The organism is Chromobacterium sp. Panama (genome assembly GCF_003052555.1).
In the GTDB taxonomy this organism is placed as follows: Bacteria; Pseudomonadota; Gammaproteobacteria; order Burkholderiales; family Chromobacteriaceae; genus Chromobacterium.
In genome coordinates, this window is the sequence record NZ_QARX01000001.1 from 4,711,393 (window position 1) to 4,727,122 (window position 15,730).

The 15,730-nt window shown below is 67.9% G+C and carries 15 protein-coding genes; 11 read left to right on the plus strand and 4 right to left on the minus strand.

Annotation, left to right across the window (positions count from 1 at the left end; genetic code table 11):
• The first annotated feature begins 8 nt into the window (after positions 1–8).
• Positions 9–479, plus strand: coding sequence for a hypothetical protein (locus DB032_RS21145; protein WP_107801190.1), 471 nt, complete (start codon positions 9–11; stop codon positions 477–479).
• A gap of 63 nt (positions 480–542) precedes the next feature.
• Positions 543–1,004: a CYTH domain-containing protein gene (locus DB032_RS21150; RefSeq protein WP_107801191.1), complete on the plus strand. Its 462-nt coding sequence runs from the start codon at positions 543–545 to the stop codon at positions 1,002–1,004.
• Positions 1,005–1,049: 45 nt separating this feature from the next.
• On the opposite strand, the gene DB032_RS21155 is transcribed toward DB032_RS21150, so the two are convergent.
• Positions 1,050–1,643 (minus strand): DJ-1/PfpI family protein, encoded by a 594-nt coding sequence (locus tag DB032_RS21155; RefSeq protein WP_107801192.1) that lies wholly within the window; start codon positions 1,641–1,643, stop codon positions 1,050–1,052.
• Positions 1,644–1,799: 156 nt separating this feature from the next.
• On the opposite strand from DB032_RS21155, the gene hemL reads away from it, so the two are divergent.
• From hemL to DB032_RS21175, 4 genes are all read left to right on the plus strand, one after another.
• A complete protein-coding gene (gene hemL / locus DB032_RS21160) occupies positions 1,800–3,077 on the plus strand; it encodes a glutamate-1-semialdehyde 2,1-aminomutase (RefSeq protein WP_107801193.1) in 1,278 nt (425 codons plus the stop codon).
• 40 nt (positions 3,078–3,117) lie between these two features.
• Entirely contained in the window at positions 3,118–5,844 is a 2,727-nt protein-coding gene (locus DB032_RS21165; RefSeq protein WP_107801194.1) for a DEAD/DEAH box helicase, read from the plus strand.
• Between the two features lie 61 nt (positions 5,845–5,905).
• Entirely contained in the window at positions 5,906–6,376 is a 471-nt protein-coding gene (locus DB032_RS21170; RefSeq protein ID WP_107801195.1) for a hypothetical protein, read from the plus strand.
• Positions 6,363–7,175, plus strand: coding sequence for a DUF2145 domain-containing protein (locus DB032_RS21175; protein WP_233246757.1), 813 nt, complete (start codon positions 6,363–6,365; stop codon positions 7,173–7,175). Before DB032_RS21170 ends, DB032_RS21175 begins: the two co-directional genes overlap by 14 nt.
• A 421-nt stretch (positions 7,176–7,596) precedes the next feature.
• Here DB032_RS21175 and ppc read toward each other — a convergent pair whose 3' ends face one another.
• On the minus strand, positions 7,597–10,296 hold the full coding sequence (gene ppc / locus DB032_RS21180; protein ID WP_107801196.1) for a phosphoenolpyruvate carboxylase: 2,700 nt from the start codon (positions 10,294–10,296) through the stop codon (positions 7,597–7,599).
• A 301-nt stretch (positions 10,297–10,597) separates the two neighbouring features.
• Here ppc and hemC point away from each other — a divergent pair, with 301 nt between their 5' ends.
• The 4 genes from hemC to DB032_RS21200 are packed head-to-tail and all read left to right on the plus strand — an operon-like array spanning position 10,598 to position 14,503.
• Complete coding sequence (hemC, locus tag DB032_RS21185; RefSeq protein WP_107801197.1) at positions 10,598–11,527, plus strand: hydroxymethylbilane synthase; 930 nt, start codon at positions 10,598–10,600, stop codon at positions 11,525–11,527.
• Between the two features lie 7 nt (positions 11,528–11,534).
• Positions 11,535–12,266: a uroporphyrinogen-III synthase gene (locus DB032_RS21190; protein WP_107801198.1), complete on the plus strand. Its 732-nt coding sequence runs from the start codon at positions 11,535–11,537 to the stop codon at positions 12,264–12,266.
• Positions 12,263–13,291 carry a uroporphyrinogen-III C-methyltransferase gene (locus tag DB032_RS21195; RefSeq protein ID WP_107801199.1) on the plus strand — a complete coding sequence of 343 codons (1,029 nt, stop codon included), beginning with the start codon at positions 12,263–12,265 and terminating at the stop codon, positions 13,289–13,291. The genes DB032_RS21190 and DB032_RS21195 overlap by 4 nt, the downstream gene beginning before the upstream one ends.
• A gap of 3 nt (positions 13,292–13,294) precedes the next feature.
• Positions 13,295–14,503, plus strand: a complete 1,209-nt coding sequence (locus DB032_RS21200) for a heme biosynthesis protein HemY (RefSeq protein WP_048412739.1) — start codon at positions 13,295–13,297, stop codon at positions 14,501–14,503.
• A 71-nt stretch (positions 14,504–14,574) separates the two neighbouring features.
• Here the strand turns inward: DB032_RS21200 and DB032_RS21205 are convergent, their stop codons facing one another.
• Complete coding sequence (locus DB032_RS21205; RefSeq protein WP_107801200.1) at positions 14,575–14,991, minus strand: YqaA family protein; 417 nt, start codon at positions 14,989–14,991, stop codon at positions 14,575–14,577.
• Entirely contained in the window at positions 14,988–15,305 is a 318-nt protein-coding gene (gene cyaY / locus DB032_RS21210) for an iron donor protein CyaY (protein ID WP_107801201.1), read from the minus strand. The genes DB032_RS21205 and cyaY overlap by 4 nt, the downstream gene beginning before the upstream one ends.
• Positions 15,306–15,440: 135 nt before the next feature.
• Between cyaY and DB032_RS21215 the strand changes: the two genes are divergently transcribed.
• Positions 15,441–15,629 carry a lipoprotein gene (locus DB032_RS21215; RefSeq protein WP_107801202.1) on the plus strand — a complete coding sequence of 63 codons (189 nt, stop codon included), beginning with the start codon at positions 15,441–15,443 and terminating at the stop codon, positions 15,627–15,629.
• The last annotated feature ends 101 nt before the right edge of the window (positions 15,630–15,730 follow it).

Below are 15,730 nucleotides of genomic sequence, written 5' to 3' on the forward strand. Positions count from 1 at the left end.
TGGATCGCATGCGCAAATGGATTGCATTGTGGCTGGGCTGCCTGCCCGCCTGGGCCGCCACCCCGCTGCCGCCCAAACCGGCGCTGCCGCCGGAAGTGGTGGCCACGCTGCGCCGCGACGGCGCGGAGCTGCTGCGGCTGCCGATGTGCGTGGACGCCAAGGGCGCTTTTTCCGGCCAGCGGGAGGTCGGCGACGCCCTGCTCAGCATCGGCGGCACCGTCTCCGTGGCGCGCGCCCAGCACAAGCCCTTGCTGAACGCCAACGCCAGCTGGAGCGACCAGGACGGCAAACGCGTGGTCAGCGCCCAGACCCTGATCGGCGCTCAGCCTGAATTGGTGGGGAGCTGGCCGCAACGCGCCACGCCTTACGGCCAGAGCAGCGGCGTAGTCTCTCAGCAAAGCAGCCTGTCGCTGTATCTGCAGATCTCGCCGCGGGCGGAAGCCTGCGGTAAACCCAAGGGCGAACAGATCGCCCATTAGAACCTGTTCAATGTCCGCTGCGCTGCGGCGATACAGCGTTGAACTGGCTGGAGTAGGTATAAAATGGCAGTGGAAATCGAACGCCGCTTCATCGTCGTAGGCGACGCCTGGCGCGGCCTGGCCCCAGGCGTGCAATACCGCCAGGGTTATCTGTCGGTGGAAAAGGAACGCACCGTGCGCGTGCGCGTGGTCGGAGATCAGGCCTGGCTGACGTTGAAAAGCAATATCAGCAACGTCAGCCGCCACGAGTTCGAATACCCGGTGCCGCTGGCCGACGCGCAAACCATCATGGGAGCGATGTGCCCGATGGTGGTGGACAAGCTGCGCCACCGCATCGAGCACGGCGGCTTCATCTGGGAAGTGGACGAATTTTTCGGCGACAACGCCGGCCTGGTCTTGGCCGAAATCGAGCTGCCGGATGAAAGCACCCCTTTCGACCAGCCTGCCTGGATAGGCGAGGAAGTCACCGAGGACGGCCGCTACACCAACGCCTATCTGTCCAAGAACCCCTATAGCCGCTGGTAGTCTTGCCGGCCTGACGCCATGGATTAGCGATGGTTCGGATCAAGGCTATGCGAATGGGTTGCCATATTGCAGAACGTAATCATGGTAGCCCATTTTAAATAACTTATGCTCCATCTCTATTCCCGCCGAATCACCCGCGTGCAAAGATTTTAATACGCTTTCCGAAAACTCCATGGCCGCGGTTCCATTCGCTGTGATCAGGTTTCTATCCCGCACCGTTTGCGCTGCGATAAAGCCTGCGTGATGGCGATATTCCGGATATTCCGCCCACAAATGCTGAGCATTGCCCGTATGGCGATAATCATTCAACAAGCCATTCCGCGCCAAAAAATCCACCGCGCCGCAAATTGCCGCCACGACAACCCCTGTTGCCAAGCAAGCGGCAACCCTCTCCCTCAACTCAGAGCTATCCAGGCCCCAGGCGTTGCCGCCGACTAAAACCAACAGCGCGGTATCGCCGGGAATATCCATCAGCGCGTAGTCAACAACCGTTGTAAAACCGCCCATGGATTTGCACACGCCCCGCTCCAAGGAGGCCGTGGCCACCGACCACTGTTTGCTCATCGCCAGCCGGCTGGACAGAAAAGCGCTTTCCCACTCGGCGTACTCATCCAATAAGAAAAATACGGCTTTTTTCATGACGCGTTCTCTATCGAAAATGACATGGTCAAAAGCATATATCACTCATAGCCCACCCACGCCAGCCTCGGTTAAAATAGCGGCCAATGGCGGGTCCAGCGCCCGCGCCCAATCCGAACACACCCGCGGCCGCGGCCGCCCGACAAGGAAACGCACATGTCCCGCAATCTGGAACTGTTTGAACGTGGCAAGAAATCCATCCCCGGCGGCGTCAACTCGCCGGTGCGCGCCTTCGGCCAGGTCGGCGGCACGCCGCGCTTCGTCAAGCGCGCCGAAGGCGCCTACTTCTGGGACGCCGACGACAAACAGTATCTGGACTATGTAGGCTCCTGGGGTCCGGCCATCGTCGGCCACGCCCATCCGGACGTGGTGCGCGCGGTGCAGGAAGCGGCCGTCGGCGGCCTGTCCTTCGGCGCACCCACCGAGGGCGAAGTGCTGATCGCCGAGGAAATCCGCAAGCTGCTGCCCTCGGTCGAGCAAGTGCGCCTGGTCTCCTCCGGCACCGAGGCCACCATGTCGGCGATCCGCCTGGCGCGCGGCTTCACCGGCCGCGACCTCATCGTCAAATTCGAAGGCTGCTACCACGGCCACTCCGACAGCCTGCTGGTCAAGGCCGGCTCCGGCCTGCTCACCTTCGGCAACCCGTCCTCCGGCGGCGTGCCGGCCGACTGCACCAAGCACACCCTGGTGCTGCAGTACAACGACGTCGAACAGCTGGACAAGACCTTCCGCGAGATCGGCGGCCAGATCGCCTGCGTGATCCTGGAGCCGATCGCCGGCAATATGAATTTGATCCAGCCCTCGGCCGAGTTCGTCCAGGCGCTGCGCAGCCTGACCGAACAACACGGCGCGGTGCTGATCTACGACGAAGTGATGACCGGTTTCCGCGTGGCGCTGAACTGCGCCCAGGGCCTGCACGGCGTCAAGCCGGACCTGACCACGCTGGGCAAGGTGGTGGGCGGCGGCATGCCGCTGGCGGCCTTTGGCGGCCGCGCCGACATCATGGCCTGCATCGCGCCGCTGGGCAACGTCTACCAGGCCGGCACCCTGTCCGGCAATCCGCTGTCGGTGGCCGCCGGCCTCGCCACCCTCAAGCTGATCCAGCAGCCGGGCTTCCACGCAGAGCTGGGCCGCCGCACCGCGCGTCTGGCCCAGGGCCTGGCCGACGCCGCGCGCGCGGCCGGCGTGACCATGAGCAGCGACAGCGTGGGCGGCATGTTCGGCTTCTACTTCAGCGAGCACGCGCCCAAGTCCTACGCCGAAGCCACCCGCTGCGACATCGAACGCTTTAAGCGCTTCTTCCACGCGATGCTGGACGAAGGCGTCTACCTGGCGCCGTCCGCCTACGAAGCCGGCTTCGTCTCCAGCGCCCACAGCGACGACATCATCGAGCAGACCCTGGCCGCCGCAGCCCGCGCGCTGAGCCGCGTCTAAGCCTGAACGCCGCCGCCTCCGCGCGGCGGCGCCTTCCCGCATGCACACTCCCCCCACCCGCCTGGCCTGGCGGCTGCGCGTCGAAGCCTCCGGCGTCGAACTGCAGCCCTGCGAGCAAACGCGAGGCCCCGACGGCTACGGCCGCGGCCGGCGCCTGCCGCTCACCAGACTGCTGGCGGAACAGGACGGCCTGGACTGGCTCGGCGGCCAGGACCGGCTGATCCTGCGCGCGCTGGCCGCCTTGCAGGCCGACATCGCCGCCGACGGCCACGCGGCGCTGGACGCGCTGGCCGCGCTGCCGCTGCTGGTCGGCCACCCGGCGCTGTACTGGGCCGACGCGCCGGAACAGCCGCTGCGGGTGGAGGCCGGCCAAGTGGCGCTGGAACTGGAGCGCCAGGGCGAACAGATCTCCCTGCGGCTGAGCCCGCCCGGCATCGCCGCCTGCGCCGGCGTGCTGTGGCGCAAGCTGGCGCCGGACCGTCTCGCGGTCTACCGGCTGGACGAGGAGGTGCGCCAGATCGCCGCCCTGCTCGGCCACAGCCTGAGCCTGCCCTGGCACGCCCGCAAGAAAGTGCTGGACGCCATCCGCGACATCGCGCCGGAGCTGCCCTTGCACGACGTCAGCGCCAGCTTCGACGACAGCCTGCCCAGCCAACCGGCCGACGTCACCTTGCGCGCGCTGCTGCGGCTGGACGAGGCCGGCCTGCGCCTGCAGCTGAAAGTGCGCCCGCACCCGGCCAGCGCGCTGTACGCGCCCGGCCACGGCGCGCCCGGCCTGGTGGTGAGCACGGACGGCGTCGCGCTGCAGCTCAAGCGCGACCTTCCCGCCGAGCGCGCCCGCCAGCGCCAGGTCCACGCCGCCTGCCCGACGCTGGCCGCCGCGCGCCGCGACGGCGACGAATGGGTGCTGGACGGCCAGCAGGCGGCCTTGGACCTGCTGGCCGAACTGCAGACGCTGGACGCGGACACCCTGCAATGCGAATGGCCGTCCGGCCAGCGCCAGCGCATCCGCGCCGGCGTCGGCCTGCCGCAGCTGAAACTGAGCGCCAAGCGCAAGGGCGGCTGGCTGGAAGTGGACGGCGAACTGGGGCTGGACGACGGCAACATCCTGGCGCTGCGCCATCTGCTGGAAGCGCTGGCCGGCCAGTCCGGCCGCTACCTGCGCCTGTCCGACGGCGATTGGCTGGCGCTGTCCGACTCCCTCGCCGCCCGGCTGCGCCAACTGACGCTGCTGGCCGACCACGCCGCGCCCGGCGGCCTGCGCCTGAGCCCGCTGGCCGCGCCGCGACTGGGCGAACTGGCGGCCGAGGCCGGCGCTTTCGACGGCGACGCGGGCTGGAATGAACAATGGCGGCGGCTGCAATCGCTGCAAAGCTTCGAACCCGAAATACCGGACACCCTGCGCGCCACGCTGCGGCCTTACCAGCAGCAAGGCTACAACTGGCTGGCGCGGCTGGCCCACTGGGGCGCCGGCGCCTGCCTGGCCGACGATATGGGCCTGGGCAAGACGGTGCAGACGCTGGCGCTCCTGCTCAGCCGCGCCACGCTCGGCCCGCAGCTGGTGGTGGCGCCCACCTCGGTGGCGCTGAACTGGCTGGCCGAGGCCGCCCGCTTCGCGCCCAGCCTGCGGCTGCGGCCCTACCAGCAACAACGACGGCTGGACAGCGCCGGCCCCGGCGATCTGGTGGTGGCCAGCTACGGCCTGCTGCAACGCGACGCCGACACCTTCGCCGAGGTGCGCTGGGCCAGCGTGGTGCTGGACGAGGCGCAGGCGATCAAGAACGCAGCCAGCCAGCGCGCCCAGGCCGCCCACGCGCTCTACGCCGATTTCCGCCTGGCCGCCAGCGGCACCCCGGTGGAAAACCATTTGGGCGAATTGTGGAGCCTGTTCCGCTTCGTCGCGCCCGGCCTGCTGGGCAACGAGGACAAATTCCAGCAGCGCTTCGCCCAGCCCATCGCCGACGGCGACGAAGACGCCCGCGACGCGCTGAAGGCGCTGATCCGCCCCTATCTGCTGCGCCGCACCAAGCAACAGGTGCTGACCGAGTTGCCGCCGCGCACCGACATCACCCGCGCCGTCCCGCTGAGCGAGGCGGAAATGGAAGTCTACGAGGCGATGCGTCAGCAGGCGCTGGACAAGCTGGGCCAGCCGGGCGAGGCCGAGGGCGGCGCGATGCAAGTGCTGGCCGAACTGACCCGGCTGCGCCGCTTCTGCTGCCACCCCACGCTGACCCAGCCGGACAGCGCCTTGCCCTCCGCCAAGCAGGCGTTGTTCCGCGAACTGATGCTGGAACTGCTGGACAACGGCCACAAGGCGCTGGTGTTCAGCCAGTTCGTCGATCACCTCGCCATCGTCCGCCGCTGGATGGACGAGCAAGGCATACGCTACCAATACCTGGACGGCGCGGTGCCCGGCCCGCAACGCAAGGCGCGCATGGACGCCTTCCAGGCCGGCGACGGCGAGGTGTTCCTGATCAGCCTGAAAGCCGGCGGCACCGGCCTCAACCTGACCGCCGCCGACTACGTGATCCACCTCGACCCCTGGTGGAACCCGGCGGTGGAAGACCAGGCCAGCGACCGCGCCTACCGCATGGGCCAGCAGCGGCCGGTGACGGTGTACCGGCTGGTGGCCCAGCACACCATAGAAGAAAAGATCGTGGCGCTGCACGCCAGCAAGCGCGAGCTGGCCGACAGCCTGCTGGACGGCGGCGATCTCAGCGCGCGGCTGGACGGCGCGGCGCTGTTGGCACTATTGCGCCAAAGCTGAGCATTGCCCTTTCGTCATAAAATGGGCAAGCTGGCGTCATTTCCTTGATTCCGGATTATCCATGCTCAAAGCCATCCTGCTGTCCAGCCTGCTGCTGTCCGCGCTGCCCGCCTGGGCCGGCCTGTCCCAGACCGACACCGCCTCCGAGAAAATCTCCGTCGGCACCCTGTCCATCGTCGCCGCGCCGGCGATCAGCGTGGCCGGCAGCGCCCAGGGCAAGGGCGAATCGCTGCTGGCCCCGGTGCTGGCGGTGACCGGCAGCGCCTATGTGATCACCGGCCTGGCCCAGGGCGCCGGCGACACCGTCAAGATGTCGCTGGATGCGGTGCAAGGCGGCGCCAAGCTGGTGGTGGAGTTGTCCGGCAAGGCGCTGAAAGCCACCGGCGCCGCGGTCGGCGCCGCGGTCGGCGCCTCGGTGCAAGTCACCGCGGTGGCCAGCGGCACCATGCTGGTCACCTCCGGCAAAGTGCTGGCCTTCATCCCCAACAAGCTGGGCGAGGCCCTGCTGGAGCACAACCGTGTCCCGTCCTGACGCTCTGCCCGCCCGCCTCGCCGGCCTTGGCCTGGCGCTCTGCCTGCTGCTGCCGCACACCGCCCAGGCCGGCCGCAGCTGCGAGGAACAAACCATCACCCCGGCCACCTTCGGCAAGGCGATGGCCGCCGCCGAACAGCTGCGGCAAAAGCTGGACGCCAGCGGCGGCGACGTCGCGGTGATCGGCCGCGTCGGCCAGGACCTGTCGCGCTTCAAGCTGCGCTACACCCATGTCGGCATCGCCTACCGCCAGCCGGAAGGCCGCTGGCGCGTCGCCCACCTGCTCAACGACTGCGGCAGCGCCAGCTCCGACCTGTGGTACGAGGGCCTGGGCAATTTCTTCCTCGACGATATGCATTCCTTCGAATCGGTGGCGCTGCTGCCGCCGCCGGCGCTGGCCGCCCGCCTGCGCGAACGGTTGCAGGCGCCGCCGCGGCTGCGCGAACTGCACACCCCGCAATACAGCCTGCTGGCCTATCCCTTCGCCACCCGCTACGAAAACTCCAACACCTGGGTGCTGGAAACGCTGGCGGCCTCGGCCAGCCAGGAAGCGCGCATCGCCAACCGCGAACAGGCGCAAATGTGGCTGAAGCTCAACGGCTACGCGCCGTCGGAACTCAAACTGGGGCCGCTGACGCGGCTGGGCGGCCGCATGTTCAAGGCCAATGTCGCCTTCGACGACCACCCCAACGAGATGCGCTACGCCGACCGCATCCAGACCGTGACCGTGGATTCGGTGATGAACTTCCTGCAGGCCCGCAAGGAGGGCTGGCAAGTGTTGGACATCCCCGCGCCTTGACTTGGCCTAGAGCCTGTTCACGATCTTTTATGAGTACCTCGAGATGCTGCGTAGATACGTAGGAGACTTCGTATTCGACGCGCCCCGGCGCCCTTCAAGCCTGCCGTCGGGGGGCGGGCCCGCGGTTTTAGCTCCGCAGCAACTTCGCTTCGCGGGTTTTAAGCAGCGGCTTGTTCGAGCACCGCGACCTTAGCGCCCCATCACTGAGAATCTTTGATTCGCTCAGCTATGGGGCGGTTGGGCCGCGCAAGTCTCCCTTTCCGTTTGATTCCCTCGCGACGCTTCGCTCGGTCAGGGCGGAACCGGCCCCAAATCATCATTTAGGCCATTAGCCCGATCTGAAATGATCAAAAACGAGCTCCAGCAGCAAAACCGGCCTACATAGCGCGGCGACGGGCCTGTGCCGCCGCCGCGCCTGGCCTCAACCGCTGTTGCGCAGGCCGGCCGAAGTGCCGTTGATGGTCAGATGGATCGCGTACAAAGCCTCGGCGTCGTCCGGCTGACGGCGCAGCCGGCTCAGCAACTCGGCCTGCAGCAGGCCCAGCGCGTCCAGATACGGCAAGCGCGTTTCCAGGCTGCGGTGCAACGTCGGGTTCTTCTCCAACAGCGCGCTTTGGCCGGTGACGGCGTAGAAAGCGTCCAGCGTGGCCTGCCACTCGGCCTGGATGCGGCCGAACAGCGCCTCGGCCAGCGCGCGGTCCTCCACCAGACCGGCGAAGCGGCGGGCGATGCCCAGATCCGCCTTGGCCAGCACCTGCTCCATATTGGACAACACCACCTGGAAGAACGGCGAACTGCGATACAGGCTTTGCAGGCGCGCGCGGCCGGCTTCGCCGTGGCGCTCGATGAAGGCGCGCACCGCCGAACCGACGCCGAACCAGCCGGGCAGCATCACCCGCGATTGCGACCAGGAGAACACCCAGGGAATGGCGCGCAGGTCCTTGATCGAAGCCAGGCTCTTGCGCGAGGCCGGCCGGCTGCCGATATTGAGCTTGGCGATGGCGTTGATCGGCGTCGCCTCCAGGAAGTACTGCATGAAGCCCGGCGCTTCCACCAGCTCGCGATAGGCGCGGTAGGCGGCGTCCGACAACTCGTCGAACACCGTCTCGTCTGTCTCGCAGCTGGCGCAGCCGCTGAGGCTGGCTTCCAGCGTCGCCGCCACCAGGGCTTCCAGGTTGCGGCCGCCGATGGCCGGGTCCGAATACTTGGACGCGATCACCTCGCCCTGCTCGGTGATGCGGATGCGGCCGGCCACGCTGCCGGCCGGCTGCGCCATGATGGCTTCGAACGACGGACCGCCGCCGCGGCCCACCGAGCCGCCGCGGCCGTGGAACAGCCGCAGCTTGACCCGGCCGTCGGCGAAACAGCGCACCAGCCGCTTTTCCGCCTGGTAGAGCTGCCATTGGCTGGTCAGATAACCGCCGTCCTTATTACTGTCGGAATAGCCCAGCATCACTTCCTGCATGCGGCCGCGGCTGTCCAGCAGTTGCTGGTACCACGGCAGCGCGAACAGCGCCGTCATCACCTGAGCGCTGCGGTCCAGATCGGCGATGGTTTCGAACAGGGGCACCAGGTTGACGCTGGCGCGCGGCTGCCCGTCCACCAGCCGGATCATGCCGGCCTCCTTCAGCAGCAGCGCCAGCGCCAGGATGTCGCTGACCTGGGCGCAATTGGAAATAATGCTCTGACCGATGGCGTCCACGCCGAACTGGCGTTGGATCAAGGCCGCCTCGCGGAAGATGGCAAGTTCCTTCTCCGCTTCGGCGCTGTAGTCCAGATAGGGCGAATACAGCAGCCGCGGCGTGGCCAGCTCGCGCAGCAACACCCGGGTCCGCGCCGCCTCGTCCAGCGCCGCGAACTCCTCCAGCCCGGCGCGGGCGAACAGCTCGCCCACCACCGCCTCGTGGCTGCCGGCGAACTGGCGCAGGTCCAGCGGCATCAGGAAGAAGCCGAACACGTCCACCGCGCGGATCAGTTCCGCCAGCCGGCCGTCGGCCAGCGTCGCGCTGCCGTGTTCGCGCAGCGAGGCGTCCAGCACCGCGAGATCGGCCTGGAATTCAGCCTGGTCGGCATAGGGCCGGCCCGCCGGCCAGCGGCCGCTCAGGCTCACACCCAGCCGCAGGCCGGTGGCCAGCACCCGCGCCTCCATCGCCGCCAGCGCGCGCCGGTACGGCTCCTCGCGGCGGCTCTCCTCCTGGTCCGGCGTCAACGCCGCCAAACCCACCAAGGCCGGGCTGACGCCGACCAGGCGCTGCGACAGCGACAGCTCGCGGTACAAGGCCGCCAGCTCATACAGATAATGTTCGAAGGCCACTTGCGCCTGGCGCGTCACCGCGTGGCGCAACACCGCGGCGTCGACATTGGGGTTGCCGTCGCGGTCGCCGCCTATCCAGCTGCCGACGCGGATGAAGGACGGCAGCGGCGTCGTCTGGCCCCAGGTGGCCTCGATCTGCCGGTCCAGGCGCTGATACAGCGCCGGCAAGGCCTGAAAGAAGGTCAGCGGGTGGTAGGCAACGCCGTTTTCGATCTCGTCCTTGACCGCCAGCTTGAAGTGGCGGATTTCCGAGGTCTGCCACAGCGCGACGATCACGCGCTTGAGCTTGGCCTCCAGTTCCTCTTCTTCTTCCGGCGTCAGGTCCGCCGCCGCCAGCTTGCCCAGGAAACGGCGCACCGCGCGGTGGCCGTCCAGCACGCTCTGGCGCTGCACCTCGGTGGGGTGGGCGGTGAGGATGGCGCCGACATAGGCGTCGCGCAGGGTGTCGGCCAGCATGGCGATGCTGACGCCGTCCGCCTTCAGCTTGCCCAGCGCGCGCGACAGGCTGCCCTGCTGCGGCGCGGAACCGGCCTGGCGGTGAGCGCGGCGGCGGCGCACATGGTGCAGGTCCTCGGCGATATTGAACAGCTGGGCGTACAGGCCGCAGGCGCGCACCAGCGCCATCGCCGCCGCCGGGCTCAATTCCGCCGCCAAGGGCTGGCTGCGTTCCTCCGCGCCGCGGCCGGCGATGGCGCGCACCTCGGCGTAGACCTCGGGGCCGGCCTGTTCGCTCAACACTTCGGCCAGCGCGCGGTCCAGGCGCGCCAGATCGGCGCGCAGCGGCAAGTCCTTGTCTAAATCGCTCATTCGGTATTCCTTGATGGTGACGGGCGGCCGCGGCCGTGGCCGCCCCTAGTTTTGAATCGGCTCAAGTCAGCGCGGTCGCTGACTTCAGACGATTCGTTTCGCATGCAAAACATCATAAGCAGGCTTGCCGCTGTAGTGGCAACACTACTGTCATTTAAGCCGTTAGATATTGACCTGACTGCGCATTGCGCAACATCAAGCTTTACGCCCCCGCCTGGACGATGCCGCGGCGCTGCGCGTCGGGCCGGCGTGCTAGAATGCCCGCCATCCAAGCACATAGCCCAATCGGAAACCGGTTTTCATGGACAAAATCGTCATCGCCAGCCGCGAGAGCCGGCTGGCCATGTGGCAGGCCGAACATATCCAGGCCCGGCTGCAAGCGCTCTACCCCCACCTCAGCGTGGACATCCTGGGCATGACCACCCAGGGCGACCAGATTCTGGACAAGACCCTGTCCAAGATCGGCGGCAAAGGCCTGTTCGTCAAAGAGCTGGAAGTGGCGCTGGCCGAAGGCCGCGCCGACCTGGCCGTGCATTCGATCAAGGACGTGCCGATGGTGCTGCCGGAAGGCTTCGCGCTGGCCGCCATCTGCGAGCGCGAAGACCCGCGCGACGCGCTGGTGTCCTCCCGCTGCGCGGACTTGTCGGAGCTGCCGGACGGCGCGGTGGTGGGCACCTCCAGCCTGCGCCGCGAATCGCAGATCCGCGCCCGCTATCCGCGGCTGGTGGTCAAGCCGCTGCGCGGCAATGTGCAAACCCGGCTGCGCAAGCTGGACGACGGCGAATACGACGCCATCATCCTGGCCGCCGCCGGCCTCAAGCGCCTAGGCCTGTCCGAGCGCATCCGCAAGGAGCTGCCGCCGTCGGAAAGCCTGCCGGCCGCCGGCCAAGGCGCGCTGGGCATCGAAATCCGCGCCGACCGCGCCGACCTGATGCGACTGCTCGCGCCGCTGAACCACGCCGCCACCCACGCCTGTGTCAGCGCCGAGCGCGCGCTGGCGCGCGAGCTGGGCGGCAGCTGCCAGGTGCCGCTGGGCGCCTTCGCCACCCTCAGCGAAGACACGCTGACGCTGGGCGGCTTCGTCGCCAGCCCGGACGGCTCGGTGATGCTGACCGCCAGCGCCAGCGCCCCGGCCGATTACGCCGACGCGCTGGGCCGCGCCGTGGCCAAGAAGCTGCTGGACGACGGCGCCGGCCCGCTGATCGAAGCGGTGCTGGCCGACCCGCGCTGAGACGGCGATGCCGCGCGTCCTGGTCGCCCGCCCGCTGGCGCAAAGCGCCGAGCTGCTGCGCCTGCTCGCCGCCGCCGGCTTCGACGCCGGCCATCTGCCGCTGATGGAGATCGCTCCGCAGCCGGACGCGCTGGCGGCGCTGCCGCAACAAGCGGCGGCGGCGGACTGCCTGGTCTTCGTCAGCCCCAGCGCCATAGATCAGGCCTGGCCGGCGCTGCGAACGCTGGACCTCGCCGCCAAGCGGCTGGTCTGCGTCGGCCGCGCCAGCGCCGCCAAGCTGGCCGCGCTCAGCGGCCGGACGGCGCTGCACCCCGCCGAGGGCAGCGACAGCGAAGCCTTGCTGGCCCTGCCCGAATTGGCCGATATGCGCGGACAGCGCGTGCTGATCGTGCGCGGCGTCGGCGGCCGGCCGCTGCTGGCGCAAAGCCTGGCCGCGCGCGGCGCGGCGGTGGAGTTCGCCGAAATCTACCGCCGGCTGGACGGCGCGCCGGACTGGGCGGCCTTCGACCTCGCGCCGCCGGACGCGGTAATCGTCACTTCCGGCGAAATCGTAGAGCAATTGTTCCGTCTCGCTGGCCCCAGTCGAATCAGGACGTTACAATGCCTGCTATATTGCGTGCCGCATCCGCGCGTGGCCGACCGGCTCGCCGCGCAAGGCGCGACGCGCATCATGACAACCCGGGCCGAAGACAGCGCGCTGGTCGCCGGCCTTAAAAAATGGTTCTGTCGTCACCCATGAGCGAATCCCAGATCACCGAAACCGCCAAACCCGAGTCCAAGAAATCGCTGAGTCCGGCCTTGCTGATCGCCATCGCCGCGCTGGGCGTGTCCGGCTGGCAGTACTTCAGCACCCAGCAGGAACTGACCGCCGCCCGCCAGGAACTGGCGCGCCGGCTGGCCGAAGGCAGCGGATCCGCCAAGGAGCTGCGCGCGATGACCGAGCAGGCGATCAGCGCCAACCGCGCCACCGAAGGCCGGCTGGCGCTGATGGAGGCCCGCGTCAACGAATCCGCCGGCCAATACGCGACGCTGAACGGCATGTACCAGGAACTGACCAAGAACCGCACCGACTGGCTGCTGTCCGAAGTCGAGCACACCCTGGCCATCGCCAGCCAGCAACTGCAGCTGGCCGGCAATGTGCCGGCCGCCGTGTCCGCGCTGGAAATGGTGGACGCGCGCCTGGCCAAGTTCGACCGCCCGCAGCTGATCGGCGTGAAAAAGGCGGTGGCCACCGACCTGGAAAAACTCAAGGCCCTGCCCTATCTGGACAGCGTCGGCCTCACCGTCAAGCTGGACCGGCTGATGCTGTCCGCCGACAGCCTGCCGCTGGCGGTGGACGCCCACCGCCTGGCCAGCCAGAAACCGCAGGCCAAGGCCGCGACGCCGGCCAGCGCGCCGCTGTGGGAACGCTTGGTGGCCGACGTCAGCAAGAGCCTGGGCGAGCTGATCCATATCCGCCGCATGGACAAGCCCGAAGCGCTGCTGCTGTCGCCGGAGCAAGCCTTCTTCCTGCGGGAAAACCTGAAAATGCGCCTGCTGGACGCGCGCCTGGCGCTGATCCAGCGCGACGGCAAGACCTTCGCCGCCGACATCGTGGCCGCGCGCAGCTATGTGCAGCGCTACTTCGACCGCGACGCTCCGGCCGTCACCCAATGGCTGGGCACGCTGGGCGAACTGGAAGGCGCGCCGCTGGACGTGGCGCTGCCGGACATGAACGCCAGCCTCAAATCGGTGCGCGACGCCCAAGGCGCGGCAGGAGAATAAACCGTGAAATTCGCCTTGTGGATTACCGGGCTGTTTGCCCTCGCGGTGCTGGTCGGCCTGGCCGCCACCCTGAACACCGGCTACGCCATCCTGTTCCTGCCGCCTTACCGGATGGAAGTGTCCTTCAACCTGCTGATCGTGTCGGTGGTGGCGCTGATCTTCGTGGTGCACCTGGTGCTGCGCATGGTGGCGGTGGCCGCCAATCTGCCGGCGGAAGTGCGCCGCTTCCAGCGCCAGAAAAAGCTGAAAGCCTCCCGCCACGCGCTGCGCGAAGCCGGCATTTCCTACTTTGAAGGCCGTTTCCAGAAAGCCGAGCGCGAGGCCAGCAAATCGCTGGACGACGAATACTCGCCGGAAAACAAGGCGCTGGCGCTCTTGATCGCCGCCCGTTCCGCCGGCGCCGCCGGCGATCTGGACAAGCGGGACGGCTATCTGGCGCAACTGGACGCCATGCCGCCGCGGCTGCAGCTGGCGCGCCATATGCTGGACGCGGAACTGAAGCTGGAAGCCAAGGACCCGCTGGGCGCCTTGGCCGCCATCGAACGCGCGCGCGCGCTGTCGCCCAATCTGACCAACGCCTTGCGGCTGGAATTGAAGGTGCGCCTGTTGCAGAAGCAGCCGGAGGCGGTGCTGGCGCTGACCGAGAAACTGCTCAAGGCCGACGCGCTGGAGCCGGAACAGGCGCGGCGCTACCGCTTGGCCGCCTACCAGCAACAGCTGGTGACGCTGCTGGGCGGTCAGGAAATCCGCGACTGGCTGCGCCGCATTCCGGAAGCCGAACGCAGCAACCCGCAGCTGATGGACCAGGTGGTGGCGCGGCTGATCGTGCTGCAGGACTACGACTACGCCGCCACCTTGCTGGCCGGCGCGCTGGCCAACGACGACCACGACACCCCGGAGCTGTCTCGCGAACTGGGCAAGCTGGCCGAGCACCTGAGCGAGGACAAGCGCCTGGAACTGCTGAAAACCGCGGAAAACTGGCTGAAGAAGCGGCCGCGCGACCACTGGCTGCTGATGGCCTTGGGCCGTCTGGCCCTGTGCCAGCAGCTGTGGGGCAAGGCGCAGAGCTATCTGGAAGCCAGCGCCTCGATCTCGCCGACGCTGTGCGCCCACGCCGAGCTGGCGCGGCTGTTCGAAGCCACCGGCAAGGAAGAGCTGGCGGCTCAGCATTACAACAAGAGCCTGGAGCTGGCGCTGAAACAGGGCTGCTGATCCCGGGGACTCCATACGAAAAAGGACATGCTCGCGCATGTCCTTTTTTATTTGCCCTGATTGTTATCGGCTCAACTCGACAACAGCAGCACCCCCCAGGCCAAGGCCAGATAGCGCGCCGCCTTGCCCAGGGTCAGCCACAGAATGCTGGACCACCAGGGCAGGCGCAGCCAGCCGGCGGCCAAGGGGATGGCGTCGCCGATCACCGGCAGCCAGGACAGGGCCAGCACCGCCGGGCCGAAACGCTGAAACCAGCCGGCCAGCCGCGGCGGCAGCTCCTTGCGCGGCGCCAGCCGCCCCAGCCACAGACTGGTGACGCTGCCGGCGGTATTGGCCACCGTGGCCACCAGCAAGGCCGGCCACAGCCACTCCGGCCATTTGTACAGAAAGGCGGACAGCGCCAGTTCGGAATTGCCGGGCAGGATGGTGGACGAGGTGAAGGCCGACACCGCCAGCCCGCCCAGGCCCAGCCAAACCAAATGACTCATTCATCAAACCCGATGGTTTCGCCGCAGGCGGCGGCGATGGCGGCGCTGAGCGTGGAGAAGAACTCCGAACCGTCGCGCGCGGCGATCCAGCGGCCGTCGCGGAAGGCGAAGTGGTAGCCGCCGCTCTTGGCCGCGATCCACAGCTCCTGATTGGCGGTGTGGCGGTTGACGATGATCTTGGCGCCGTCGCTGAACTCGATGTCCAGCACATTGCCGGACACCAGGTAGTCGGCGTCCAGATCATTGTCGTCGATGGCGGCTTCGATGCGCGCGAAGATGGCGTCGGTGTGCCGCAGAAATTCGGTTTCGTTCATTGCGCTTTCCCGTTGAATGACGGCCTGGACGCCGTCTTGGCGCGGCTCAGGCCTTGATCGCCGGGCGCATCGGAATCACACGACGCGCCGCAGCTTTGCTAGTATCCAGATTTTGCCACATTGGAACTCATTCGTATGCGCACCTTGCTGGCTTGTGCAAGCCTGACCCTGTTCCTGGCCGCCTGCGGCTTCAAAGGCCCCTTGTATCTGCCCGCCCCCGCCGCCAAGCCGGCCGCCGCCGCGCCGGCCGTCAAACCCGCGGCCAAGGCCGACGCCTCCGCTCCGCGCGCCGCGGCCGAACCCGCCGCTCCCGCCGTCCGCTGACGGTTCCCGCCGCGCTTTGGGCCCGGCGCGGCGGCCGCGAAATGCCGAAGACATATTGATATTCCCACGCGGTTTCCTGCGCTTCAGTCATATCCTTTACA